The organism is Halorubrum sp. B53, from assembly GCF_059752395.1.
The window spans coordinates 127708-151423 of record NZ_MWTH01000009.1 but is presented as its reverse complement, the minus strand read 5'-3'; the positions used below and the strand labels follow the sequence as shown (position 1 = coordinate 151423).

Below are 23716 nucleotides of genomic sequence, written 5' to 3'. Positions count from 1 at the left end.
CGCGCGTTCGCCGCGGTCGCCCGGGCCCCGGTCGACGACGAGACGCGCGTCGCGGCGGCCGCGGCGGCCGACGACGCGCTCGCCGGACTCGACGACCGCTGGAATCCGGACATCGGTCGGTTCCCCCAGCGCGAGAGCGAGGAGAGCCGCGACGACCGCGCGGACGCCAGCACGTTCGCGCTCGCGAGCGCGACTGTCGAGTACGCGGCGCTGCGCGAGGAGCGCGCGGACGTCGACGGCGCGGTCACCGACGGCGCCGGCGCGACGGTCACCGCGGCCGACTTCAACGCGTTCCTCGACAGCGTGCGGACCCACGTCCGGAACTCGATCGAGACGCTCCGTCGCGAGACGGCCGACGTCGAGGGACTCGTACGGTTCACCGGTGACGACTGGCGCACGGCCGAGCAGGGGGCCGCGAAGGTGTGGTCGATCGCGACGCTGTGGGGCGCCACGGCCGCGGCCGAGCTCGGCGGGCTCGTCCGCGAGCGGGGCGGCGACGCCGACGAGCTGTTCGGGTCGGCCCGCGAGCTGTACTCGCTGTGCGAGCCCGACGGGCACTTCGTCAACGACGCCGGGCTCTTCGCCGAGCAGGCGTTCGACGACGGCGACCTCGACAGCGCGACGCCGATCGGGTGGTCGCACGCGCTCCGGATCGAGGCCACGGTGACGCTCGCGAAGTACGGCGCGCTCCCGGTCCCGCACGACCGGCCGACCGGGCCGGACGAGGCGCCCCACTGGACGACCGGCCGGAAGTTCGGCGTCGGCACGCCCGCCGACCACCAGGCCGACGACCCGGTCCCGGTCTGGTTCACGCTCACCGAGGGGGCGCTCACCGAGGCGCGGTTCCCGCGGATCGACGTGATGAACGTCCGGACGTTCGACTTCCTCGTCGCCGACCCGGAGACGGGCCACACCGTCCGGACGTTCGACGAGACGAGCCACGTCACGACGACGGAGACGGTGGAGCGCACGACGGAACCGACCGTCGGCGACGCGCTGGCGTACACGCAGACGATCCGAGAGAGCGGCGACGGCCACGGCCACGAGTGGACGCTGACCGTCGAGTACGCGGTCGACACCGACGGGGACGCCGTCCTCGCAGACGTCGACTTCGAGGGCGAGCGGGAGTACGACGTGTACGCCTTAGTCGACACGACGATCACGAACGTCGGGACGAACGACCGCGGCGACCGCGTCGAGAGCGCCGACGGCTACCATCTGGTCGCGCGCAACGACGACGCGGACGAGCGGGGCACGGGGAAGCTCGTCGACGACGACGGCGACTCCTTCGAGGTCGCGCTCGCGCTCGCGAGCGAGAGCCGGTTCGAGTGGGCGAGCACGCTGTTGGCCGGCGGGCACGAGGCCGAGGGCCTGTTCGCCGAGGGGGAGCGCGGCCCCGGCCTGACTGAGGCCAGCGGCAACGTCGTGCTCGCCGGGCTCGTCGGGAGCGGAACCGCCGTCTCGGAGACGGTCGCGCTCGGTTTCGCCGAGGAGGCGGACACCGACGCCGCGCTCGACGAAGCGAAGAACGCCATCTCCCGCGGCTTCGACGACGTCGCCGACTCCTACATCGAGACGTGGCGCGACTGGCTGTCGGGCCGCGAGTTCCCCGACTCGGTGACGGGCGACGCGGAGCTGGCGGCGCAGTACCGCTTCGCGCTCATGACCCTCGCGGCCGTCGAGGACAAGCGCCACGACGGCGCGGGGATCGCCAGCCCGTCGGTGCCGTGGGGCGAGACGGAGTACGCCGCCGAGGACCGCGGCTACGGCTACAACTTCGTCTGGTCGCGCGACCTCTATCAGGTGTTCACGGCGCTGATCGAGGTCGGCGAGGTCGACCGCGGCGCCGAGGCGCTCGCGTACCTCTACAACACCCAGCAGGACGACGACGGCTTCCTGCCGCAGAACACCTACATCGACGGCCGCACCCGCTGGGGCGGCGAGCAGATGGACAACATCGCGTTCCCGTCCGTGATGGCGTGGCAGCTGTACGAGCACGGGGTCGCCCCCGACGACGCCGACTACACCTACGACCAGGTCCGGCGGTCGCTCGGCTATATCGCGGCCAACGGCCCGGAGACGGCCCAGGAGCGCTGGGAGGAGGAGGCCGGCTTCTCGCCGTCGAGTATCGCCGCCGAGATCGCCGGGCTCGTCTGCGGCGCCGCCCTCGCGCTCGCGGAGGCCGACCGGATCGAGTCGGGCGGCGGGGCGGTGGGCGTCTCGGACGACGACCTCGCCCCCGACGCGCTGCGCGCCGACGCGCTCGCGTGGCTCGGGCTCGCCGACGACTGGACGGAGCGCGTCGAGGAGTGGTGCGCGACGTCGACGGGGACCGAGCGCCACGCCGAGACGCCGTACTACCTCCGGGTCACCGCCGACGGCGACCCCGAGTCCGGGCGGCCGCGGACGATCGCCAACGACGGGCCGACCTACGACGAGCGGGAGATCGTCGACGGCGGCTTCCTCGAGCTCGTCCGGCTCGGCGTGAAGCCGGCGGACGACGAGACGGTGCGGAACTCCGTTTCCGTCGTCGACGACTCGATCCGCGTCGACACGCCGTACGGCCCCGCGTGGTACCGCTACGTCGGCGACGCCTACGGCGAGATCGCCACCGGCGACCCGGGCGCGCCGTGGGCCGGCACCGGCGACGGCCGCGGGCGACTGTGGCCGATCTTCACCGGCGAGCGCGGCGAGTACGAACTCCGCGCCCGCGCCGACGGCCCCGACGCCTTCGGCGGCACGGACGAGGACGCCCTCGAACCCGACGCCCTGCTCGAGACGATGGCCGGCTTCGGCAACTCCGGGCGGATGCTCCCGGAGCAGGTGTGGGACCGCGAGCACCCGACCGACTACGGCTGGGAGTTCGGCGAGGGAACCGGGGGGGCGACCCCGCTCGCGTGGTCGATGGCCGGCTACATCCGGCTCGCGCACGGCGTCGACGCGGGCGAGCCGGTCGAGACTCCGACCGTCGTCCGGGAGCGCTACGTGGAGCGCGACCGGCCCGCGGGCCCCGAACTCACCGCCGCCGTCGAGCACGCGGGCGAGGAGCTCGTGATCTCGGGCGAGACGGCCGGCGACGCGGTCGCGGTGTACACCGCCGACGGCTCGACGCTGGCGACACCCGACGACGGCGAGTACGAGGTCCGACTCGACGCCGACCTCGACGCCGACACAGTGGTCGTCGCCGCGGCGACCGGTGACGACACGGACGCCGCACTTGCCGACTTCGGCGGCACCGGCACGTCTGTCGAGCGGCTGCGGCTATAGGCGGATCGCGGTATTTCGTTCTGTTGGAACCTCGACAAGTGGGATGATGCAACAGCCGTGCTGAGTAGAGGGCGCGAATGTGGTACGGACCGGAGCCGACCCGCGAGAGGGTGATCGGTCAGTACACACCATCTCGCGTTTGTCTGTTTCAGGAAGTCTCTAAAATCTCATACTATTCAAAAATCAGGAAATGAACGCTCGGTTCGTCTGAATGCACCGATTTGAATCGATCTGTACACCGGGTGAATCAGTGCCGGTGCAAAGTGTGTTGTCGCGAAGTGTCTCCGTTCCACAGCGAACGTCCCGGTCCGCGTTCGGTTTCAGACAACGAGAGGACGTGATATGATAGTACTAATACGAAATTTTAAATATGCTTATATATTCACGGAGCGTTAGAGGGCTGTGAGTAAAGGTAACATGTTCCAAAACGAGCTCTCGCGGCGAACCGTACTGCGGAGGGGTGCCATCCTCTCGACGTTCCTCGGACTTGGCGCGTTGACGATGACCGGTCAGACCGCGGCGATGAACAAGGCGGAACTGATCGAGTCTATGGCGAGTGAAGCCGGACTGAGCAAGGCGGACGCGAAGCGGGCGCTCGACGCGTTCACCCACGCGACGACGAGAGCCTTGGAGAAGGGCGACAGCGCCGTACTGGTCGGATTCGGATCCTTCAGTATTTCGAAGCGCTCCGCCCGGACGGGGCGGAATCCGAGTACGGGTCGAAATCCGAGTTCCCGAAACGGGCCTGCAGACGATTCGCCGGTGACGTTCGCCGTCTGCCCGGAGTTCGCGGCCGCCCTCGATCTCAACCCCGGCAAGGGCGACGAGGCCAGCGCCAAGTGTCGAGACGCCGACGTGGTGATCGACGCGGAGTACGTCGCGAGTGAAACGGAACGGGATCCGCGTGAGGGGCTATCGGAGGAGGACGCGAAGCGGGCGCTCGAGGCGTTCATCAACACGACGACGAAGGCCCTGAAAAAAGGAGATCGGATCTCGGTGGGTGGCGAAGAGGACGAGGATGAGGGGTTCGGCACGTTCAGCATCTCGAAGCGGTCTGCCCGGACCGGACGGAACCCGCAGACCGGAAAGGAGATCCAGATCGCGGCGAAGAAGGTGGTCAAGTTCAAGGCGGGCGCCGAACTCTCGAAGGCCGTCAACTAAGAACTCAGCGGCGTGTTACGATCGGCAGGATCGCGGGCGCGTTCATCACGCTGTTCTGAGTTGGAGCTATTGGCCGAAGTCAGCCGAGCGCGGTCACGTCGACCTCACGGGTCTCGTCGCCGACCGCGATCTCGACGACCGAGACGACCGACTCCCGCACGCGCTCGCGCCACGACTCGACGGCTTCCGCGTGGAGCTCGCGGCGCGTCTCGACGTCGGCGTCGGGGTGGTCCGCCGCCGTCTCGTCGACCTCCGGATACGGCGGAACGTCGGCGACGAGATCCCGCGGATCGACGCGGATCGGAGCGGGGGCGTCGCCGCTCTCGCCCTCACCGTCGACCTTCGGTGCGTCCGCGTCGAGGGCGTGCAGTCGGGCGCGCATCCGCCCGGAAAACGGGGGCGTCACGCGCAGGACGACCTCGCGGTCGCTCCGGAGGGTCGCTTCGAGCGCGCTCGCGACGTCCTCGCGGTGGACCGCGATGGAGCGGATCCGATCGGGACCGTCAGCGCCGCCGCCGGAGCCGCTCGCGTCGCCGTCAGTCATCGCCACTCGTCCACTCGGCGTCCGAGAGGGTGCGTTGGACGGCCTCCTCGCCGACGGCGCCGGCGAGGTGTTCGAAGCCGGCGCGGACGCCGCGGTCGCTCGCGTTCGCGACGAGCCGGGAGACGATGAACTCCGGCGTCGACTTGCCGACCGTGCCGAAGCGCGGCTGGTAGTCGACGCGCAGCTCCAGGTCGTTCGTGAGCCCCTCCGCGAAGATCCCGTCGATCCGGGCGGCGTCGGGGAGCGGGCTCAGGTCCTCCGCGAGGTGCGTGACGTACACGCCGAGCGCGCCGCGGTCGACCGTCAGCGTCACGAGCCCGTTTAAGAGGTCGGCGGCCCGCCCCGGCTCCGTGATCGCCTCGAACTCGTCGACGAGCATGAGCGTCCGCCCGTCCTCGACCAGCGGCGGGACCACGGACTTCAGCGTCGACTCCAGCACGCCGGCGTTAAAGGAGGCGTGGCGGCGGTGGAAGACGATTCGGTCGAACGCGCCCACCTCCGCCGACTCGGCCGGCACCGGGATCCCCATCGACGCGAGCAGCGCGACCGCACAGACCGTCTCCAAGAGCGTCGTCTTCCCGCCCGAGTTCGCGCCCGTGAGGACGCTTACCCGGTCGCCCGTCGGCGGCGCGTCGACGCTCGCGACGCCGGCGTCGTCGGCGAGCGAGTGGGTTCCGACCGCGTACGACACCGGCTGCACGTCGTCGGCGATAAACGGGTTCCGCGCGTTCCGCACCGCGATCCCGTCGTCGACGAGGGTTGGCCGGACGAGGTCGTAGGCGGCCGCGAACCGCGCGAGCGAGAGCAGGAACGCGGCGTCCGAGACGGCGGAAACCGCGCGGGCGACGTGGCTCCCCGGCTCGTCGTCCGTCTCGTCTCTCCCCCGCTCGCCGTCCGCGGCGTCCCCGTCGTCTTCGCCGGTCGCTCGCACCCCGCCGATCCGCTCGCGGATGTCGGCGGCGACCGTCTCCTCGCGCTCCGCGACCGCCTCCTCCAGCTCCGCGACGAGGTCGCGGAGAGTGGCGGAGACGAAGTCGGCGGCGTCGAGCGCGTCGTCGGGCGCGACAGAGCGTACCGTCGCCGGGTCGACGCCGGTCTCGCTCGCGACGTGGTCGATCGTCGCGGCTTCCAGGGCCTCGAAGTCGCGCAGCGAGCCGTCCCTTACCGCGTCGAGCACGTCGAACGCGGAGTTCGCCAGCTCCTCGGCCGCGTCGAGCTGATCCCGCAGGCGGTCCAGCTCGTCGTCGGCGCCGCGGGCGACCTCGATCTCGCCGTCGCTCCCGGCGCCCGACGGGTCGATCTGACCGCGCACGTCCGCGAGCGCGTCGGCTGCGTCCTGCAGGGCGTCCGCCTCAAGCTCCCCGATCGCCTCGAAGGGGCCGTCGTCGAGCCCCGCCTCGCGGAGCGCCAGAGCGGTCTCGACGGCCGCCAGGTCCGACCCCTCCGCGTCGTCGTAGGCGTCGAACGCCTCGGTCACCCGGTCGCGGTCGGCCTCGGTGAGCCCCTCCCACGCGTCACGCGCCGCGACCACGCTATCGAGTCGCGTCTCGACCGCGTCCCGGTCGGCCAGCGGCGTCAACACCCGAATCCGGTCGGCGGCGTGGGCCGTCAGGGCGTGGCCGGCGGCCAGCGAGAGCAGGTCGTCGTACACCGAGCGGGTGTCCCCCGTTGCGAGGACGTCCATGCCGGCCTCCCCGTTGGCCCGGCGGAGGATACGAGTCGCCCGGCCGCGGTGGAGCCCGGCGTCGACGAGCGCCCGGACGTCGGCCGCCTCGATCGCCTCGATCGCCCGCGAGGTCCCCAGCGCCGAGACGAGCTGCTCGCTCGTCTTCGGGCCGATCCCCCAGTAATCCTCGAGTCGCATACGCCGAAGTATCGGCGCGGCGTCTTGGCGTTTTCGTCGCCGGCGGCGCGCGAGCGCGGGACGAACCGATTCGCGGTCTCCCCGGCCGCCAGCGTCAAACCCCGCCGGTCGCTACGGCCTCGCATGGCGACGGAACTCGCGGACGGAGTGTGGCGGTTCGAGCTGCGCGGCGTCAGCGCCTACCTCGTCGACGACGACGTGCCCACGCTCGTCGACGCGGGGACGCCGTGGGACGAGGCGGCGATCCGCGAGGGATTCGCCGACGCCGGCGTCGACGTCGCGGACGTCGGCCGGGTGCTGCTCACCCACTACGATATCGACCACGTCGGGACGCTCGCCGCGCTGACACCCGAGCTCGACGCGACCGTTTATACCGGCGCGTTCGACGCGGCGGTCCTCCGCGGTGAGCGATCGCCGCCGCTGCGCAACCACAAGGGCGCGCTGCAGCGCCTCGCCGGGCTGTTCACGACGCCGCCGGACCTCGAGGTCAAAGCGGTCGCCGACGGCGAGCGGCTCGGATCGTTCACCGCCTACCACACCCCCGGACACACCCCGGGCCACGTCGCGTACGTGAGCGAGGAGCTTGGCGTCGCGCTGCTGGGCGACCTCGTCTCGGAGTCCGACGGCGCGCTCGAACCCTCCGAGTGGCTCATCAGCTACGACACGGACCGGGTACTCGACAGCGTCCGAGACCTCGCCGAGCGCGCTCCGCCGTTCGACGTCGCCTGCGTCGGTCACGGCGAGCCCCTCACGTCGGGCGGGAGCGAGGCGCTCGGCGCGCTCGCGGAGCGGATTTAAAAAGCCGACTCGGTCGGGCGGCCTATCGCGACTGCCGGTAGATCAGGTTCCGCTGGATGTCGTTCGCGCCCTCGTAGATCACCGGGATGCGCACGTCGCGGTAGACGCGGGCGATCCGCCGGTCGGTGAGGATCGACCGGCCGCCGTGGAGCTTCATGCCCTTCTCGGCGCAGTCGGTGGCGACCTCGGTGGACTTGGTCTTCGCCAGCGCGGCCCAGTAGCCCGCGTCCTCGTTGTTCGCGACCTTCTCGCAGGCCCGCCAGTTGAGCGCGCGCGCCGACTCGAAGCCGATCCGCATGTCGGAGAGGGTGTGCTGGACCGCCTGGAACTCGTTGACGGTGCGGCCGAAGGCGTTGCGGCCGTGGACGAACTCCTCGGCCTCCTCGATGGCGGCGGCCGCGAGCCCGAGCCCGTGGCCGCCGACGATCACCCGGCCGTGGTTGAAGAAGTCCGCGAGCACGTAGAAGCCGCCGCCCTCGCTGCCGACGACGTTCTCCTCGGGAACGAAGCAGTCCTCGAAGACGATGTGGCCCTGCTTGGAGGCGCGCATCCCCATCTTCTCCGGGATGTGTTCCGCCTCGTATCCCTCCGAGTCAGTCTCGACGATGAACAGGGTGTAGTTCGAGTAGCGGTCGTCGCTCTCGCCGGTCTTGGCGTAGACGGTGAGCCAGTCGGCCTCGACCGCGTTGCCGACCCAGTACTTCTCCCCGGTGAGTTCGTACCCGCCCTCGACCGTCTCGGCCTTCGTGGTCATCCCCGCGAGGTCGGAGCCGGTCTCGGGCTCAGAGACGGCGAGCCCCGATATCTGGTCGTTCTCCGCGACTGGACGGAGGTACTCCTCCTTCTGCTCGTCGGTGCCGTACTGCTCGACCATCTCGGCGCCGAAGCTCGCGAGCTGGAGGGTGAGCGCGATGCCGGCGTCGGCGCGGTAGAACTCCTCCGCGATCGCAAGCACCTGCGCGAGGTCGAACCCCTTCCCCCCGTACTCCTCGCCGATGTCCTGCGCGACGAGCCCCGCGTCCATCCCCGCTTCCAGAATCTCCCAGGGGTAGTCGCCCGAGTCGTAGTACTCCGCCGCGTTCGGCGCGATGTGCTCGTCGGCGAACTCGCGGGCCTCGGCCTTCACGTCGCGCGCGCGTTTCGGCACGACGCTGTCGTCGAGTAGGTCCATATCCGATTCGCGGGCTCCGCGACCAAAACGTTCGTGGAACAACGAAAAATGTCGGGTGAGTTTATCCGTCGCTTCGCGCCGTCTCGTCGTCGTTTTCCGTGACGGTTCCGTCGTCGACCTCCTCTGAGTCGTCCCCCGCAGGGTCTGCGTCAGCGACGGCCTCCGCAGGACCTGTGTCGCCGTCGTTCCCCGCACGGTCCGCGCCGGCGTCGTCCTCGTCGTCTGCTTCCGTGTTCGCCTCGTCGCTGTCTTCCCCCTCGTCCGTGCCGTCGCCGCCCCCCTCGTGGTCCGCCCGTTCCTCCCCGTTCGCGACCGCCTCGGCGTCGTCGATCTCGACGTGGTCGCGGTCGGGACCGTCGGTGTCGTCGCTGTCCGGGGGATCGGTCGGGTCCGCGGGCTCGAAGCCGGCCCTTTCCAGTTCCGGCTCCGGTTCGCTGTTCAGGTCACGGCCGCGCTCCCGTAGCACCTCCCGCACGGCCTCCCGGTCGACGGTGCCCGAGACGGTCCGGGGGAGTTCGTCGACGAAGGTGATCGTCTTTGGGATCTTGAAGCCGGTGAGCCGGTCCCTGACGAACGCCTCGAGGGCCGCCTCGTCGACCGCCTCTCCGGTCCGGTCCCCGACCGCGAGCAGCGCCGCGACCCGCTCGCCCCACATCTCGTCGTCGAGGCCGACGACGACGACGTCCTCGACCGCGGAGAACCCCCGGAGCACGTCGCTCACCTCGCCGGGCTCGACGTTCTCGCCGCCGGTGATGATCCGGTCGTCGAGCCGGTTGAGCACGTAGAGGTAGCCGTCCTCGTCGAACCGACCCACGTCTCCGGTGTGGAGTCCGTGCCGGTCGAAGTCAGAGCGGTCCAGTTCGGCTGACGCCCCGTCGTCGTCACCCGACGGGCGCTCCAGATATCCCGGCGTCACCGTCGGCCCGTCGACGACGATCTCGCCCGTCTCGCCGTCGGCGACCGGCGCTCCGTCCTCGTCGACGATCGTGACCTCAGTGCCGAACAGTGGACGGCCGACGGTGCCGAGCCGGCCCCGCGTCTGCCGCGGCGTCGCGGTCGCGATCTGCGAGGCGGACTCGGTCATCCCGTACGTCGGATGCACCGGGATCGAGTAGTCGCGGCAGCGCTCTAACAGCTCGTCCGGCGCCGGCGCGCCCCCGAGCAGGACCACGCGGAGCGTGTCCGAGAGGGTGCCGCGCCTGTCGAGCATCTGCTTGAGCATCGTCGGCACGAGCGAGACGCCGGTGACGTCGTACGTGTCGATGTCGTCCGCGGTGCCGCCGGCGTCGAACCCCTCGCGGAGCACGAGCGTCGTCCCGTACAGGGCGGACCGGTACACCGGGGCGAGCCCGCCCATGTGGTGGAGTGAGAGGGAGACGAGCCAGCGGTCGCCGGGATCGACTCCGAGGCGGAACGCGGAGGCGACGGCGGAGCTGTACACGTTGCCCGCGGTGAGCGGGACCGGCTTGGGAGTCCCGGTCGTTCCCGACGTGAAGAGGATACAGAGGTGATCGGAGCGGTCCCACTCGGGGGGGTCGACCGGCGACGGTTCCACCTCGTGGACGCCCGTGACGGTCGCGTCGGTCGGGTCGTCGACGGAGAACAGCGGCGTGCCCTCGATCCCGTCGACGGCCGCCAGCGCGTCGTCTTCGGTGGGCTCCGCGCAGACGACCGCCGAGAGGTCCGCTCGCTCGATCCGCGCGGAGAGCTCTCTAGGCGTGAGGTCCTGCCCGAGCGGGACGAACGTCGCCCCGATCCGCATCGCCGCGTGGACCAGTCCGACGGTCCCCACGTACGGCGGGGTGATCACGCCGAGCCTGTCGCCCGACTCGATCCCGTGAGCGGCGAGCCGTCCGGCCGTCTCCGAGACGAGCCGGTCGAGGTCCGTGTACGTCCACGACTCGCCGTCTTCGGCCCGCACGAGCGCCGCGTCGTCGGGGGAGGCGGCGACCCGGTGTGAGAGCCAGTCGCGCACGGGGATCACCACCGCCGGGACGGCGGCTCACTCATCGGTCGGATGGCGGACGGTGAGGACCGGCACGTCCGAGGTCCGGACGACCCGCTCGGTGACGCTGCCGAGGAGGTACCGGTCGAGCCCCTTCCGACCGTGCGTTCCCATCACGACCATGTCGATCGCGTGTTCGTCGACGTAGTCGCGGATCGTGCTGTACGCGGTCCCCGTCGCGACGACCGTCTCGCAGTCCACGTCCGCGCGCTCGGCGGCCTCCGCGACCCGCCGGGTGGCCTCTTCCCCCTCGGACTCGAGAGCGTCGACGACGACCTGGGACCCCGCCTCGAGCGTCGAGTAGGCCGCGCCGTCGACGACGTACAGCGCGTGGAGCGTGGCGTCGTACTGCTCGGCGAGGTCGATCGCGTTTTCGATCGCGGCGTCAGACGCGGGACTACCGTCCGTCGGTACGAGGATCTGCGAGTACATCTCACGACCCGCTACGCTCGGTATCGATTAAAAACCCGATCACCACGGACGGTCCGCGAGCGGACCGCGCGACCGCGCCGCTAGCGGAACCCCATCGCTTCGATCTGCTCTTGGTACCGGTTGCGGATGGTGACCTCGGTGACCTGCGCGACGTCGGCGACCTCGCGCTGGGTCTTCTTCTCGTTACAGAGCAGGGAGGCCGCGTAGATCGCGGCGGCGGCGAAGCCGGTCGGAGACTTCCCGGAGAGGAGCCCCTGCTCGGCGGAGACGTCGATGATCTCGGTCGCCTTCGACTGGACCTCCTCGCTCAGCTCCAGCGAGGAGGCGAAGCGCGGGACGAACTGTTTGGGGTCGACGGGCTTGAGCTCTAAGCCGAGCTCCTGGGAGATGTAGCGGTACGTCCGGCCGATCTCCTTTTGCGGGACCCGCGAGACGTCGGCGACCTCGTCGAGGGAGCGGGGGATCCCCTCCTGCCGGCAGGCGGCGTAGAGCGCGGCGGTGGAGACGCCCTCGATCGAGCGGCCGCGGATGAGGTCCTCGTTCAAGGCCCGTCGGTAGATGACCGAGGCGACCTCGCGTACCGACCGGGGGACGCCGAGCGCGCTCGCCATGCGGTCGATCTCCGAGAGCGCGAACTGGAGGTTGCGCTCGCCCGCGTCCTTCGTCCGAATCCGCTCTTGCCACTTCCGCAGCCGGTGCATCTGCGACCGCTTCTCGGAGGAGAGCGACCGCCCGTACGCGTCCTTGTCCTTCCAGTCGATCGTCGTCGTCAGCCCCTTGTCGTGCATCGTCTCCGTGATCGGAGCGCCGACGCGCGACTTCGACTGCCGCTCGGAGTGGTTGAACGCGCGCCACTCCGGCCCCCGGTCGATGTTCCGCTCGTCCAACACCAGCCCGCAGTCCTCGCACACGAGCTCTTGGTCCGCGTCGGTGACGATGTCCTCCGACTCGCACTCCGGACAGGAGACCGTCTCCGTTTCGTCCGACTCTCGCTCGGTGTCCCGCTCCTGTTGCCGCTGGCGGCTCGGACGTTCCATTATAAGGTTTCTGGTTACTCCTGCATTTAAACCTTTGTCCCGGATCCGTCGTCGGCCTCGCCGCTCGGAGTGTTCCCGTAACTGGGCTGAAATAGGGTTTCGAGCGTTCGTTCGCCTGTTCACCCGAGTTCCCCGCCGTCGTTTGCGGGCTCGCTGCCGACGGAACCGCCGGGCGTCGAACACGAAACGTGACCGCTGTGGCGGGTCATATTCGCGCCTCGGTCTCACCGATAAAATTACCACCAAACATTCACAAAGACTTTTGTATAACTATAACATATTAGCTGCCATGAGCACGACGCAGTCCGACGCGATCGAGGGGACGCTCCGCGGCTGTCGACCGGCGGAGATCGATCCCATCGTCATCGACGCCGCCGACCTCGACAGCACCGCCCCCGAGCACCTCCGCGACCTCAAGGCCGAGCTCTCGGCCCGCGGGTACCAGCCGGCGACGCTGTCGGTCGAGGCCTGCTTCGACTGCGAGGACACGCTCGCGACACAGCGCGAGGCCGACCGGCTCCGCGAGTTCGTCCGCGCCGCCTCGTTCCTCGGCGCCGGTCGGATAGAGGTCCGTCTCGACGGGATCTCGGATCCGAACGCGGCGGAGCCGGCGCTGTCGGCGCTGGCCGAACGCGCCCGCCGCGAGGGGGTCGAACTCGTCCGGGTCGACGGCGACGCGACCGCGGCCTGACGGATGGCGTCGAAGCGCTCGCTCGCGACGAAGCTCGGCGTCGTCTCGGGGTTCGAGGAGCCGCGCCTCGCGCTCGAACAGTACCCGACGCCGCCGGACTTGGCCGCGCACGTCGTCCACCTCGCGGACCTCCACGGCGACGTCGACGGCCGCACCGTCCTCGACCTCGGCACCGGGACCGGGATGCTCGCGCTCGCCGCCGCCCTCCGCGGCCCCGCCCGCGTGTTCGGCGTGGAGATCGACCGCGCCGCGTTGACCACCGCGACCGCGAACCAGCGTCGAGTGGCCGCGAGCGCCCCCGTCCACTGGATCCAGGCCGACGCGACGCGGCTCCCGCTGGCCGTGCCTGATCCGGTGACGGTCGTGATGAATCCCCCGTTCGGCGCGCAGGACGGGAACCGGAACGCCGACCGCGGGTTCCTGGCGACGGCGAGCCGCGTCGCGGCCGTCTCCTACTCGGTCCACAACGCGGGCAGCGAGGCGTTCGTGGAGGCGTTCGCGGCCGACAACGGCGGCGAGGTAACCCACGCCTTCGCGGCCGACTTCGCGATCGACGCGCAGTTCGACCACCACGCCGACGAGTCGCGCGACGTCGACGCCGAGGTGTACCGGATCGAGTGGGCTTAGCGGTGAGGGCCATTTATAAATAGAACGGCAGTGACGCGTGCCTCTGAGTGGCCGGTAGGCCACGAGGAGCACCGCGCGAGGGAGTCGCTGGCGCCCACGGCGCCAGCGACGAGGCTGGGGAGGTGTGAGGTGCAGTTGCGGTGCTGTGCGGGGCGGGACTCAAAGGGGCAGCGGCGAGGACGACGCACGGCGCAGTAAGCACTACAGGGAGCGAGCGTAGCGAGCGACCGAAGCGCGCAGCAAGCCGCGCGAGTCCTCGCCGCTGGGGCTTTGAAGTGGTTAACCGCCGATCCAGTCTCATCCGCTTATAAATGAGCGGCTGGGGCTTTGGAGGTCAATTTTACGTCACAGACAGTAACGATCTACAGCCGAGCGGCTATTCGTTTATAAACAGTGCCTGCGGAATCGTCAACGACACATAAATCAGCAACCGATCTACTTTATTGCCGCCCCTCGTACCGCTCCCGGGTCGCGATCCGCACCCGCGTCTCCCCCCGCTCCGCGAACACGGCGTCCTCCTCGCGAACGAACGCGACCCCCCGGAGCGTCACCGTCTCGTTTTCGACCGGCAGCGCCGCCCGCTCGGTCTCGCCGCCGTGCGCGACGCGCAGCTCGAAACCGCCCTCGACCGCCGCGACCGTGACGTTGCGCCCGTCGATCCGCGGCTCCGCCCGCGCCGGCTCGCTCGTGAACAGCGTGGATCTGGTCTCGTTCCGGAGGGCGTCGATCCGGTACGTCGGGCCGCCGTTCGCGGCCACCCAGCCGACTCGTTGGACCCAGACCGTCTCGCGCCACCCGGCCCCGCCCACGTCGACGGCGCGGTAGCCCCAGAAGGCGAGGTTCCCGCGCGAGACCGCGGTGGTCCAGATCTCCCGGTCCGCGTTCTTCACGATCACCCCCGAGGTGTTGACGCTCGTCGACCGGCCGAACGCCTCGACGTCGACGACGCTCACCAGCTGGTTCTCGACGTTCTCCGCGTACGTCACCTGATACCCCTCGACCTCGATCGGGTCGCCCGGCAGGTCGCCGTCGTCGACGGCGACGAGGTTCGGGACCACGCCGGGGCCGGCGACGACCGCCAGCGCCGACGCGAGCAGCAGGAGGCCGACCGCGGCCGGGGTGAGAGACCGGACGGCCCCTCGAATCGTCTCGGGCTCGGGCACGGCCAGATCGGGGCGGAGCGGCTCGTCCCGCCCCGCGACCGCGAGGGCGACGACCGCGGCGAGGACCGCGAGCAACCCGACCCCGATCGCCCGGTACAGCTCGTACCGCTCGTTCCCGAGGTACCAGTACACCGCCCAGAGCCGACGGGACGCGCCAAACAGGAGGACCGCGCCGAACGCGACGAGCGCGGTCGTTCCCCGGCCGCCGTCCGAGACGATCGCCCGCGACACGGCGCCTGGACCGGTGTCGCGATCGACGTAGGGGTCGGCTTCGGTCTCGCGTCTCCGCCGTCGGACGAGCCACACCGCGACGATGGCCCCGGCGATGAGCCCGAGCGCGTGGCCCTGGATCGCGACGTTCGCCCACCCCGGCGGCCCGTAGGAACCGCTCGCTTCGCCGGTGACGACCGGGTTGCGGAGGGTCTCGTACGTGACGTTCACCAGCGTCGCGCCCGTGAGCGCGGCGATCGTGCCGATCGGATAGCAGACGAGCGCGAACCCCCACAGCGCGAAGACGACCCCCGAGAAGCCGATCACCGGGCCCAAGACGAACAGCGAGGCGAGGACGCCGAACAGCGCCATCGCTCCCGGCACGATCGCGAGGGCGCGGACGTACGGATTTTCGGCGAGCGAGCGAGCGCCCGATCCCGAGGCGACCGCCGAGAGCGACGCGGCCGTCGGGAGGCCCCGGTCGAACCCGACGGCGGAGAGCCCCTCGGACCGGATCCGCCCAATCGACGCGCGCGACGGCAGCGCGGAGCGGAGCGTCCCCGTCTCGCCGTCGACCTCTCGGCCGCCCGGGAAGTGGCCGAACGCGTACTCGGCGATCCCGCCGGCGACGAGCGTCGAGAGGAGGTTCCCCGTGATGTGACCCCGATTCGCGTGCGCGAAGCTCGACCAGAAGAGCCCCTCCGGGTAGAGGTACGACCACGAGCGAAACGGGATCACGACGGGCCGGCCGGGGTTCTCCAGCCCGCTCTGGACGAACAGGTACACCCCGATGACGCCGGCGACGGCGACGAGCGTCCCCCACGGCACGCCGAGGAGGAGGCGCGAGCGGAGCGCCCGGGTCCAGGCGCCGCTCGGCCGGTCCGTTTTATAAACGACCGCCAGCGATGCGGCGACGAGCGCGCCGCCGACCGCGAGGTGCGCGGCGTCGGACGTCAGCGCCTCCGCGACCATGTGGGGAAGAGAGCGGTCGACCGCATATCAATCCGCGGGTCGGGGGCGTCGATCGAGAACGGTCCGAGAACGGTCCGAGAACGGTCCGAGAACGGTCCGAGAACGGTCCGAGAACGGTCCGAGAACGGTCCGAGAACGGTCCGGGGGCGGTCGGGGGGCGCTCCTTAGATCTTGCTCTCGGCGTCGTCCGCGAGCTCCTCCATCCGCTTGCCGACCCGGCCGGCGGGGGAGAACTCGTCCTCGCTCATCGCGTTCGCGAGCGCGTTGCCGAGCACGAACACGGCGTGTTTGTGCTCGCTCTTCGACTTGTGGACGTGCGAGGGGTCGACTTCCAGCTCGTCGTACGGGTCGAACAGCGAGGCGTCGACCGTCTCGTGCGCGCGGAAGTGCTCCATGATCGTCACCATCTGTTCGTGGAGTTCGAGGAGCTCGTCTTTGTGCATACCCCGGGATACGGGCCGTAGACCCTTTAAGCGTTGTTGAGGGGCATACGCACGGCTCGCGGGGCGTCGTCGCGAACGAAAAAGCCGTCGGGACGCGGAGTGCGGACGACCGGCCGTTCAGAACACGTACTCGTCTTCGTGGCCCATCATGCCCTCGTCCTCGAATCCGCCGGAGTCCTCGTCGTCGTCTCGCGGCCCGCTCGTCTTGAACGCCTTTATCCCCGTCGACAGGAGCTCCTCGACCGCCTCCTCGCGGTTGAGGAACTCCCCCTGCTCGACCATCTGAGCGATCTGCATCTCCAGATGCTCCGGCACGGTTATCTCTACTCGTGGCATTTCCTGCCCGGGAGTAATAGTAATGGGTATATAAATGTGGCGTCGAAGATACCGATATGGGAAATCTCACACCGGTATTTACGAAAAATCTATTTGATCTCAACAAACTATAACTCCGTCAGCTAAAACATCTAGCCGATAGACGACAGGTCCTCCTCGCGGCTCCGTTCTCCCACTCTTGTCCGCCGGGAGGCGTCGCCCGCGGGGAGCCGTCGTCCGCGCCGTCTGATCTGCGCCGCCCGGTCCGGAATCCCGACCGCGCCGCCCGGTCCGGAGAGCGACACGCATACGTGGGCGCGAACCGTTCACCGTCACATGACCGGATCCGGCGACTCGGACGTCGCGGCCGAGACCGGCGGCGACGTCGAGGACCTCACGGGGCTCTACCGCGAGTACGGCGACGACCGCCTCCCCCCCGGCCAGCGCGAGACCGACCGCTTCCCGGTGCTCTCGAAGAGCGGCACGCCCTCGGTAGAGCCCGAGACGTTCGCGTTCGAGGCCTGGGGCGCCGTCGACGACCCCCTGACGTACTCGCTGTCTGAGTTCCGCGACCTCCCGTCCGTCACGCAGCGACAGGACTTCCACTGCGTCACGGGCTGGAGCAAGTTCGACTGCGAGTTCACCGGCGTCGAGTTCACCGAGCTCGTCGACCGCGCCGGGGTCGGCGACGACGTCGAACACGTCCTCTTCCACGCGCTCGACGGGTACACCACGAACCTCTCGCTCGACGAGTGCACTCGCGACGGCGTCCTGTTCGCGTACGGCTACGACGGCGACGACCTCCCGGCCGATCACGGCGGGCCGATCCAAGTCGTCACGCCGCACAAATATGCTTATAAAGGAGCCAAATGGGTCTCGGGGGTCGAGTTCCTCACGGAGAAGGAGCTCGGCTACTGGGAGAAGCGCGGCTACAGCGACACCGCCGACCCGTGGAACGAGGAGCGGTACAGCTGACGGCCGCCGCCCGCGCCGACCCCCGGGATAGTCAGGATAAAGGGCCCGCGGCACCCACTCACGTGTAATGGAACGGGCGCGTTCGACGTCGGCACCGGCTCTCGTCAGCCGCACGGTCGAATTCGACGCGCCCTCGCTCGCGGCCGCGTTCGACGCCCTCTCGGCGCCGCGGACGACGTGGAGCGCGCCGGACGACGCCCTCGTGCTCGGGAGCGGAGCGGCCGCGACGCTGGCCGCGAGCGGCCCGGAGCGGTTTGCGGAGATCCGCAGCGCCGCCGCCGACCTGTTCGACTCCGGCGACGTCCACGCCGGGACCGAGGCCGCTCGCCCCCGGGTCTTCGGCGGGTTCGCCTTCCACGAGGGGGCGTGCGACGGCGACCCGTGGGGGCCCTTTCCGGAGGCGCGGTTCGTGCTCCCGCGCGTCCAGCTCACGTTCGCGGACAACGGGACCTGGCTCACGGTGAACGCCGCAGGCCCGGACGCCGCGGTCGGGGCGGTCGAGGACCGGCTCGCGGCCGAGACCGAGCGCCTCGCCGCGGTCGACGGCAACGGGAGCGAGCCGCCGCGACCCGGCATCGCCGAGTCCCGCCGGACCACGAGCCGGGCGGCGTGGCGCGAGAGCGTCGAGGCCGCGGTCGACCGGATCCGCGGCGGCGACCTGCAGAAAGTCGTCTTGGCGCAGGCGCTTGAGGCCGACCTCGCGGCCGAGTTCCCGCGGGCGGCGACGCTGGACCGGCTCGCCGGCAAGTACCCCGACTGTCACCGGTACTACTTCGAGCCGGACGGTGGCGGGAGCGCCTTCTTCGGCGCGACCCCGGAGCGGCTCGTCTCGCTGCGGGGACGAACCGTCGAGACCGACGCGCTCGCCGGGACCACCGGTCGGGGGGAGACGCCGGCGGAAGACGAGTGGCTCGCACAGGAGCTGCTCGACGACGCGAAGAACGTCCACGAGCACGAGCTCGTCGCCGACACCGTCCGCGAGCAGCTGGAGCCGTTCGCCGCCTCCATCGCCGCCGGCGAGCGCAGAGTCCGCCGGCTCGCGACGGTACAGCACCTCCACACGCCGATCACGGCCGAGCTCAGCGACGACCGCCACGTGCTCGAACTCGTCGAGGCGCTCCACCCGACCCCCGCCGTCGGCGGGCTCCCGCCGGACCGCGCCTTACAGACGATCCACGAGACGGAGCCGTTCGACCGCGGCTGGTACGCCGCCCCGGTCGGGTGGATCGACGCCGCCGGCAACGGCGCCTTCGCGGTCGCGATCCGCTCTGCGGTCGCCACGCCGCGGCGGGCCACCCTCTTCGCCGGCGTCGGGCTCGTCGCCGACTCCGACCCCGACCGCGAGTGGGACGAGATCCAGCTCAAGTACCGCCCGATCCTCGACGAGCTGGAGGCCGGGAACGGGGCGAGCGCGACGGGCGACGGCCCGCCCGGCGCGGCCGACGACTGAAATCAAACGACCCGCACGGCGCTCACTGGAACATCTTCAGCGGCTCGGCCTGCGAGCTCTCCTCCGTGGCCTGCTGCATCCGCTCGGCGAACGCCCGCTTCGCCTCCCGGATCTCGGTCGCCTGATCGACGAGGCCGTCGGTCGACGTCTCCGTTCCCGCGATCGGGTCGATCCCGTCCTTGATGAGAATCCGCGCGGCCTCGGGGTCGGGGAACTGCGGGTCCGACTCGACGACGAGCCCGACGGCGTCGCGGTCGCGCTCCAGCGCCTCCGCGAGCATCGCGCCCGTCGGCCCCGAGACGAGTCCGGCCTCGGGCGGCTCCGTCACCTCGGCGCGGTCGAGCGCGTCGCCGCCGTCGCCGGTCGCGATGCCGTAGATCGCCGGCGGCGCCTCTCCCTTCTCCTTGCCGAGCCCGGAGAGGAATATCGGGAACGTCGCCGTCTCCGAGAACCAGCTCTCCAGGCAGCCGGCGACCTCGGTCGCGGCACTCGGGTTCACCGGCACGTCGCTGCGGAGCGCGACGAGGTCCCGCTCCGAGTCGGCGTAGAGCCGCACGGGGGTCGTCAGCGATCGGTTGTCCTCGCGGTAGACCGCCACCCGCGGGAGCCCGTCGCAGTGGACGTTCGCGTAGTGGTCCATCTCGTGGACCTCGATCATGTGATCCGTCGCGATCTTGCCGACGAGGCCGACGCCGGGAAACCCCTCCACCAGCGTCGGCTCGTCCAGCGATATCTCGTCGTCGAGGACTGAGATGCGTGCCATGCGCTCGCGTACTCCGCGCAGCGACCTAAAGGTGGGTGCGAGAACGCCTACGCGCGGGGTGACACGAACCGCTCCCGTCCCGAAACCGACTAACGGGCCGGCGCGAAAGGGAGGCCATGAATCCGTTAGCGCGGTACGAGCCGCTCGTCGACGACGCGGCGGCGTTCCGCGCGGCCTGCGACCGGCCGCTGCCGTCGGTCGTCCGCGTCAACGAGATGGCGGCCTCGCCCGCCCGCGTCCGCGAGGCCTTCGACGAGGAAGGTGTGGTTTACGAGCCCGTCGACTGGCACGACGGCCTCTTTCGACTGCCCGACGGGAACCCCGGCGGCAACTGGCCGTACGTCCACGGCTGGACCCACGGGCAGGAGGAGGTGTCGGTGCTCCCGGGGGTCGCCTTGGACCCGCAGCCGGGAGAGCGCGTCTGGGACGCCTGCGCGGCCCCCGGCAGCAAGACGACGCAGATCGCCGACGCGATGGCCGACGAGGGCACCGTCGTCGCCAACGACAACAACCTCGGGCGGCTCTCCGCGCTCCGGCACAACGCCGAGCGGCTCGGGATCACGAACGCGATCGTCACGAACCAGGACGCGCGCAACTTCTCGACGAAGCCGCTCGCGTTCGACGAGTTCGACCGGGCCCTCGTCGACGCCCCCTGCTCCTGTGAGGGCACCTGCCGGAAGAACCCAGACGTCGTCGACCAGTGGACCCTCGACCACGTCCACGCAGTCGCCGGGATCCAAAAGGGGATCTTGGCCCGCGCCGTGCAGGCGACCCGGCCCGGCGGCACCGTCGTCTACTCCACCTGCACGTTTGCGCCGGAGGAGAACGAGGCGGTGCTCGACCACGTCATCGCGAACGAGGACTGCGAAGTCGTCGAGTTCGACCTCCCGCTCGACACGGTTTCGGGGGTCACGGAGTGGGAAGACGAGACGTACGACGAGTCGGTGACGCGCGCGCATCGCGTCTACCCGCATCACAACGACACGGGCGGGTTCTTTTGCGCGAAACTGCGCGTGGGCGGCGATGGTGACGAGAGCGCGAGCGACGGCGAGGTGGCCGCATGAGCGACGGCGCGGCGTCCGACGACGCTCCCACCAACGACGGCCAGCGGTTCGACCGCCTTCCGGAGACTCCAGACGACCGAGCGGTCGACGGGCGAGCGAGCCGGCGGGAGGTGCTCGACTGGTTCGCGGAGCGGTTCGGGATCGACCGGAGCGTCCTCGATGGATACAGCTTCTGGGAGAAGGGCGCGGGGAAGGTCTGGGTCTTCAACGGCGAGGCGACCGACCCCAGCGAGGTGGAGGCGATCGGCATGACCCTCCTCCGGACGCGACAGGAGCACTGGAAGCCGACGAGCCGGGCGGCGACCCGGTTCGGCCGCCACGCCTCGAAGAACGTGATCGAGCTCGATCCCGAGCGGGCTGTGACGTTCATGGCCGGCGAGGACCAGGAGCTCCCCGAGTGGGAGGGCGACTGGGGCTACCTGATCGCGACTCACGAGATAGCCGGCGAGCAGGAGCCGATCGGCGTCGGGCTGTACCTCTACGACGAGCTGCGCTCCGTGGTGCCGAAGGGGAGCCGGGCGGACCTGCCGGTCGTGGAGTAGCGGGAGCGCGTCGGCGAACCGTCCGCCCGTTTATAAGTGGTTGATGCTGGATCGGTGGTGAACGTCTCCGAAGCCCCAGCCCCTCGCTTATAAATGAACGATAGCAGATCGACCGCAGATTCCGCCAAAGCCCTAATCGGTCGGCGATACGGCGACTCCGCAGTGAAGGCCTCCAAAGCCCCAGCCGTGAGGGCTCGCGTGACTCGCTGTCGTTCGAAAGGCGCGGAGCGCCTTTCGTGATGACGAGAGAGCTTCGCTCTCTCGAACCACGCTCCTCGACCGCTCACTCCGTTCGCGGTCTGCGGTGCTTGCGTCGTCAGGCGTCGCCCTCACGGCTGCCCCTTTGAGTCCCACCCGAACCGCGACCGCAGCCTCACACCTCCCCAGCCTCGTCGGCCGGCCGAAGCGAAGCGGAGGCCGGCCGACTCCAGCGAGGGACCTTCGGTCCCTCTGGCAGCCGGCGCTGTGCGCCGGCGACCTCGCGCGTGCTACTCGCGGGCCGGAGGCCCGCTCGCAGGCACGCGCCAACCGCCTCGTTCATTTATAAATAGTCGTCGCCGGCTCATTCGAAGTTAAGTACTGCACCGCTTCGGGCGGCCCGCACTAACTACCCCGGTCGCGCCTACTCCTCTTTTTCGCGCACCGTCCCGCCGCCGAGCCCCTCCCACTCGACGCGGAACCCGAGCCGCGAGAGCGCGGCGCTCGCGTCGTCGATCCCGTAGTCGTCGAGGACCGACTCGGCGGCCGATAGGGCCATGCCGACCTCCAGTTCCTCGCTCGCCGCCTCCAACACCGCGGGCCGCACGAGCGTCCGACCGACCAGCTCGTGGTCGGGAAACGCCTTGTCTTCGATCGCCTCGACGCTCACGCCGCGCTCGTTGGCGAGGTCCTCCAACGAGACGGCGTCCGCGTCCGGCGAGAGCGACTCGGGAAGGCCCGCGGCCGCGTCCGCGACGAACTCGGCCTCGTACTCGCGGAGCACGTCGACGATCGCCTTCACGCGGACGGTCCCCGAGTAGGTGACCACGCGGTGGTCGCGGGCGGCGATCTCCTCGCCGACGCCGAGGCTCTCGTCGACCGCGACCAGCAGGTCGACGTCCTCCACGTCCGCGAGCTGGCCGAGCTTCTTTGCGACGTACTCCGGGGTCCAGAAGCCCATCACCTCGAAGAACAGCCGGAAGTCGGCGTGGTCGTAGTCGAACGCGAAGTCGGGGATCATCACCCGCGTCCCGGTTTCGAGGGGTTCCGGCTCTCGAACCAAGGTCCAGTCGAGGTCGAGCCCGCGGAACCGCCCGGCGAAGTCGGCCTCGACCCCGCTATCGAAGTCGGGCTCCGCGACCGGTTCGACGCCTGGGACCGTCACGTCGCCGTCGGAGAGGCGCATCGTGCGCTCGCGGCCGCGGTCGTCGATCGTCGCCGTCAGCTCCCACTCGGCCGACTCCGCGACGGTGCGGAGCAGTCTGGCGAACGCGGTCCCGTAGCGCCGGGTGCGCGAGAAGAGCGTGTCGGGGCCGGTGACGACCAGCTCGCGCCCCCCGGGGGTCTTCTCCAGCTCGTACATCAGTCGGAGGCGCTTGACCGCCGAGACGAGCCGCTTCGGGTCGTTCGACCGGATCCGGACCTCTGTCGCGTCGAACAGGGCGGTCTGCGCTAAGGAGAGGTCGTACTGTTCCAACAGCGCGTCCGGGTCCCACCGCACGTCGGCGTCGACGAGGACCTCGTTGACGTCACGGTCGGCGTAGAGCGACGCCTCCACGTCGGCCGGGTCGATCCCGAGGGCGTCGGCGGCGCGCTCGACCGCGGTCTCGCGGTCCGTCTCGCTCGCGACGCCCACCGCCTCCGCGGCCTCGAACGCGGCCCGCCGGACGCGACGCGGCGGGACCGGGGCCCGCGTCTCGAACTCGCACTCGCGCTCGACGAGCGCCGCGAGCCCGCGGACGAGCTTGAAGTCGCCGCCGGACTCGGCGGCGTCGGCCTCCAGCGCCGCCAGCGCGTCATCGAGGTCGCCGCGGCGCTCGCCGACGTGGGACTCGAACGTCCCGAGCACCCGCGCCGCGAGCGGGCGGTGTTCGCGGCCCGCGAACAGCGGGCGGTAGCCGCCGCCCGCCCGGGAGACGCGCAGGAGGTCCTTCCGTAACACGGCCGCTGCTACGCGAGCGCCGACCTAAAACCGGCCGGTTCCCGCGGTGCGACACGCTTAACTCCGAAACCCGTCGATCGGA

Annotated in this window: 20 protein-coding genes; 9 read left to right on the top strand and 11 right to left on the bottom strand. The window is 70.3% G+C overall.

Features of this window, described 5'->3' with window-relative positions; genetic code table 11:
• A partial coding sequence (locus B4V06_RS08290; protein ID WP_498169043.1) for a glycoside hydrolase family 15 protein occupies nt 1-3267 on the top strand: 3267 nt, incomplete at its 5' end.
• A 402-nt stretch (nt 3268-3669) separates the two neighbouring features.
• Nucleotides 3670-4428 carry an HU family DNA-binding protein gene (locus B4V06_RS08285; protein ID WP_255212519.1) on the top strand — a complete coding sequence of 253 codons (759 nt, stop codon included), beginning with the start codon at nt 3670-3672 and terminating at the stop codon, nt 4426-4428.
• A gap of 79 nt (nt 4429-4507) precedes the next feature.
• Here the strand turns inward: B4V06_RS08285 and B4V06_RS08280 are convergent, their stop codons facing one another.
• Together B4V06_RS08280 and B4V06_RS08275 are read right to left on the bottom strand one after the other, a co-directional pair.
• Nucleotides 4508-4972, bottom strand: coding sequence for a DUF8009 family protein (locus tag B4V06_RS08280; protein ID WP_123112288.1), 465 nt, complete (start codon nt 4970-4972; stop codon nt 4508-4510).
• Entirely contained in the window at nt 4965-6836 is a 1872-nt protein-coding gene (locus B4V06_RS08275; protein WP_498169038.1) for a MutS-related protein, read from the bottom strand. The genes B4V06_RS08280 and B4V06_RS08275 overlap by 8 nt, the downstream gene beginning before the upstream one ends.
• Before the next feature lie 123 nt (nt 6837-6959).
• Here B4V06_RS08275 and B4V06_RS08270 point away from each other — a divergent pair, with 123 nt between their 5' ends.
• Complete coding sequence (locus B4V06_RS08270) at nt 6960-7634, top strand: MBL fold metallo-hydrolase (protein WP_123112286.1); 675 nt, start codon at nt 6960-6962, stop codon at nt 7632-7634.
• A 22-nt stretch (nt 7635-7656) separates the two neighbouring features.
• Here B4V06_RS08270 and B4V06_RS08265 read toward each other — a convergent pair whose 3' ends face one another.
• From B4V06_RS08265 to B4V06_RS08250, 4 genes are all read right to left on the bottom strand, one after another.
• Complete coding sequence (locus B4V06_RS08265) at nt 7657-8805, bottom strand: acyl-CoA dehydrogenase family protein (RefSeq protein WP_123112285.1); 1149 nt, start codon at nt 8803-8805, stop codon at nt 7657-7659.
• A 61-nt stretch (nt 8806-8866) separates the two neighbouring features.
• Complete coding sequence (menE, locus tag B4V06_RS08260) at nt 8867-10780, bottom strand: o-succinylbenzoate--CoA ligase (protein WP_123114816.1); 1914 nt, start codon at nt 10778-10780, stop codon at nt 8867-8869.
• 27 nt (nt 10781-10807) lie between these two features.
• Nucleotides 10808-11242, bottom strand: a complete 435-nt coding sequence (locus B4V06_RS08255) for a universal stress protein (protein ID WP_123112284.1) — start codon at nt 11240-11242, stop codon at nt 10808-10810.
• 80 nt (nt 11243-11322) lie between these two features.
• The gene (locus tag B4V06_RS08250; RefSeq protein ID WP_123112283.1) at nt 11323-12279 is read right to left on the bottom strand and encodes a transcription initiation factor IIB; all 957 of its coding nucleotides are present in this window, start codon (nt 12277-12279) and stop codon (nt 11323-11325) included.
• A gap of 289 nt (nt 12280-12568) precedes the next feature.
• Here B4V06_RS08250 and B4V06_RS08245 point away from each other — a divergent pair, with 289 nt between their 5' ends.
• Together B4V06_RS08245 and B4V06_RS08240 are read left to right on the top strand one after the other, a co-directional pair.
• On the top strand, nt 12569-12970 hold the full coding sequence (locus B4V06_RS08245) for a DUF7961 family protein (protein WP_176329418.1): 402 nt from the start codon (nt 12569-12571) through the stop codon (nt 12968-12970).
• A gap of 3 nt (nt 12971-12973) precedes the next feature.
• The gene (locus tag B4V06_RS08240; RefSeq protein ID WP_123112282.1) at nt 12974-13597 is read left to right on the top strand and encodes an METTL5 family protein; all 624 of its coding nucleotides are present in this window, start codon (nt 12974-12976) and stop codon (nt 13595-13597) included.
• 440 nt (nt 13598-14037) lie between these two features.
• On the opposite strand, the gene B4V06_RS08235 is transcribed toward B4V06_RS08240, so the two are convergent.
• The 3 genes from B4V06_RS08235 to B4V06_RS08225 all read right to left on the bottom strand — a co-directional run bounded on the left by B4V06_RS08235 (nt 14038) and on the right by B4V06_RS08225 (nt 16721).
• Nucleotides 14038-15942 carry a rhomboid family protein gene (locus B4V06_RS08235; protein ID WP_498169031.1) on the bottom strand — a complete coding sequence of 635 codons (1905 nt, stop codon included), beginning with the start codon at nt 15940-15942 and terminating at the stop codon, nt 14038-14040.
• A gap of 164 nt (nt 15943-16106) precedes the next feature.
• Nucleotides 16107-16385, bottom strand: coding sequence for a UPF0058 family protein (locus B4V06_RS08230; RefSeq protein WP_123112280.1), 279 nt, complete (start codon nt 16383-16385; stop codon nt 16107-16109).
• 117 nt (nt 16386-16502) lie between these two features.
• The gene (locus B4V06_RS08225; protein ID WP_123112279.1) at nt 16503-16721 is read right to left on the bottom strand and encodes a DUF7120 family protein; all 219 of its coding nucleotides are present in this window, start codon (nt 16719-16721) and stop codon (nt 16503-16505) included.
• A gap of 315 nt (nt 16722-17036) precedes the next feature.
• Here B4V06_RS08225 and B4V06_RS08220 point away from each other — a divergent pair, with 315 nt between their 5' ends.
• Both B4V06_RS08220 and B4V06_RS08215 read left to right on the top strand, forming a co-directional pair.
• Complete coding sequence (locus B4V06_RS08220) at nt 17037-17675, top strand: molybdopterin-dependent oxidoreductase (protein WP_498169028.1); 639 nt, start codon at nt 17037-17039, stop codon at nt 17673-17675.
• 67 nt (nt 17676-17742) lie between these two features.
• On the top strand, nt 17743-19125 hold the full coding sequence (locus B4V06_RS08215) for an isochorismate synthase (RefSeq protein ID WP_123112277.1): 1383 nt from the start codon (nt 17743-17745) through the stop codon (nt 19123-19125).
• Nucleotides 19126-19147: 22 nt separating this feature from the next.
• Here B4V06_RS08215 and B4V06_RS08210 read toward each other — a convergent pair whose 3' ends face one another.
• On the bottom strand, nt 19148-19888 hold the full coding sequence (locus B4V06_RS08210) for a proteasome assembly chaperone family protein (protein WP_123112276.1): 741 nt from the start codon (nt 19886-19888) through the stop codon (nt 19148-19150).
• A 116-nt stretch (nt 19889-20004) separates the two neighbouring features.
• On the opposite strand from B4V06_RS08210, the gene B4V06_RS08205 reads away from it, so the two are divergent.
• Nucleotides 20005-20952, top strand: a complete 948-nt coding sequence (locus B4V06_RS08205) for an RsmB/NOP family class I SAM-dependent RNA methyltransferase (protein WP_123112275.1) — start codon at nt 20005-20007, stop codon at nt 20950-20952.
• On the top strand, nt 20949-21494 hold the full coding sequence (locus tag B4V06_RS08200) for a DUF7122 family protein (RefSeq protein WP_498169023.1): 546 nt from the start codon (nt 20949-20951) through the stop codon (nt 21492-21494). The genes B4V06_RS08205 and B4V06_RS08200 overlap by 4 nt, the downstream gene beginning before the upstream one ends.
• 622 nt (nt 21495-22116) lie before the next feature.
• Here B4V06_RS08200 and B4V06_RS08195 read toward each other — a convergent pair.
• Complete coding sequence (locus tag B4V06_RS08195) at nt 22117-23634, bottom strand: DUF790 family protein (RefSeq protein WP_498169021.1); 1518 nt, start codon at nt 23632-23634, stop codon at nt 22117-22119.
• Between the last annotated feature and the right edge of the window lie 82 nt (nt 23635-23716).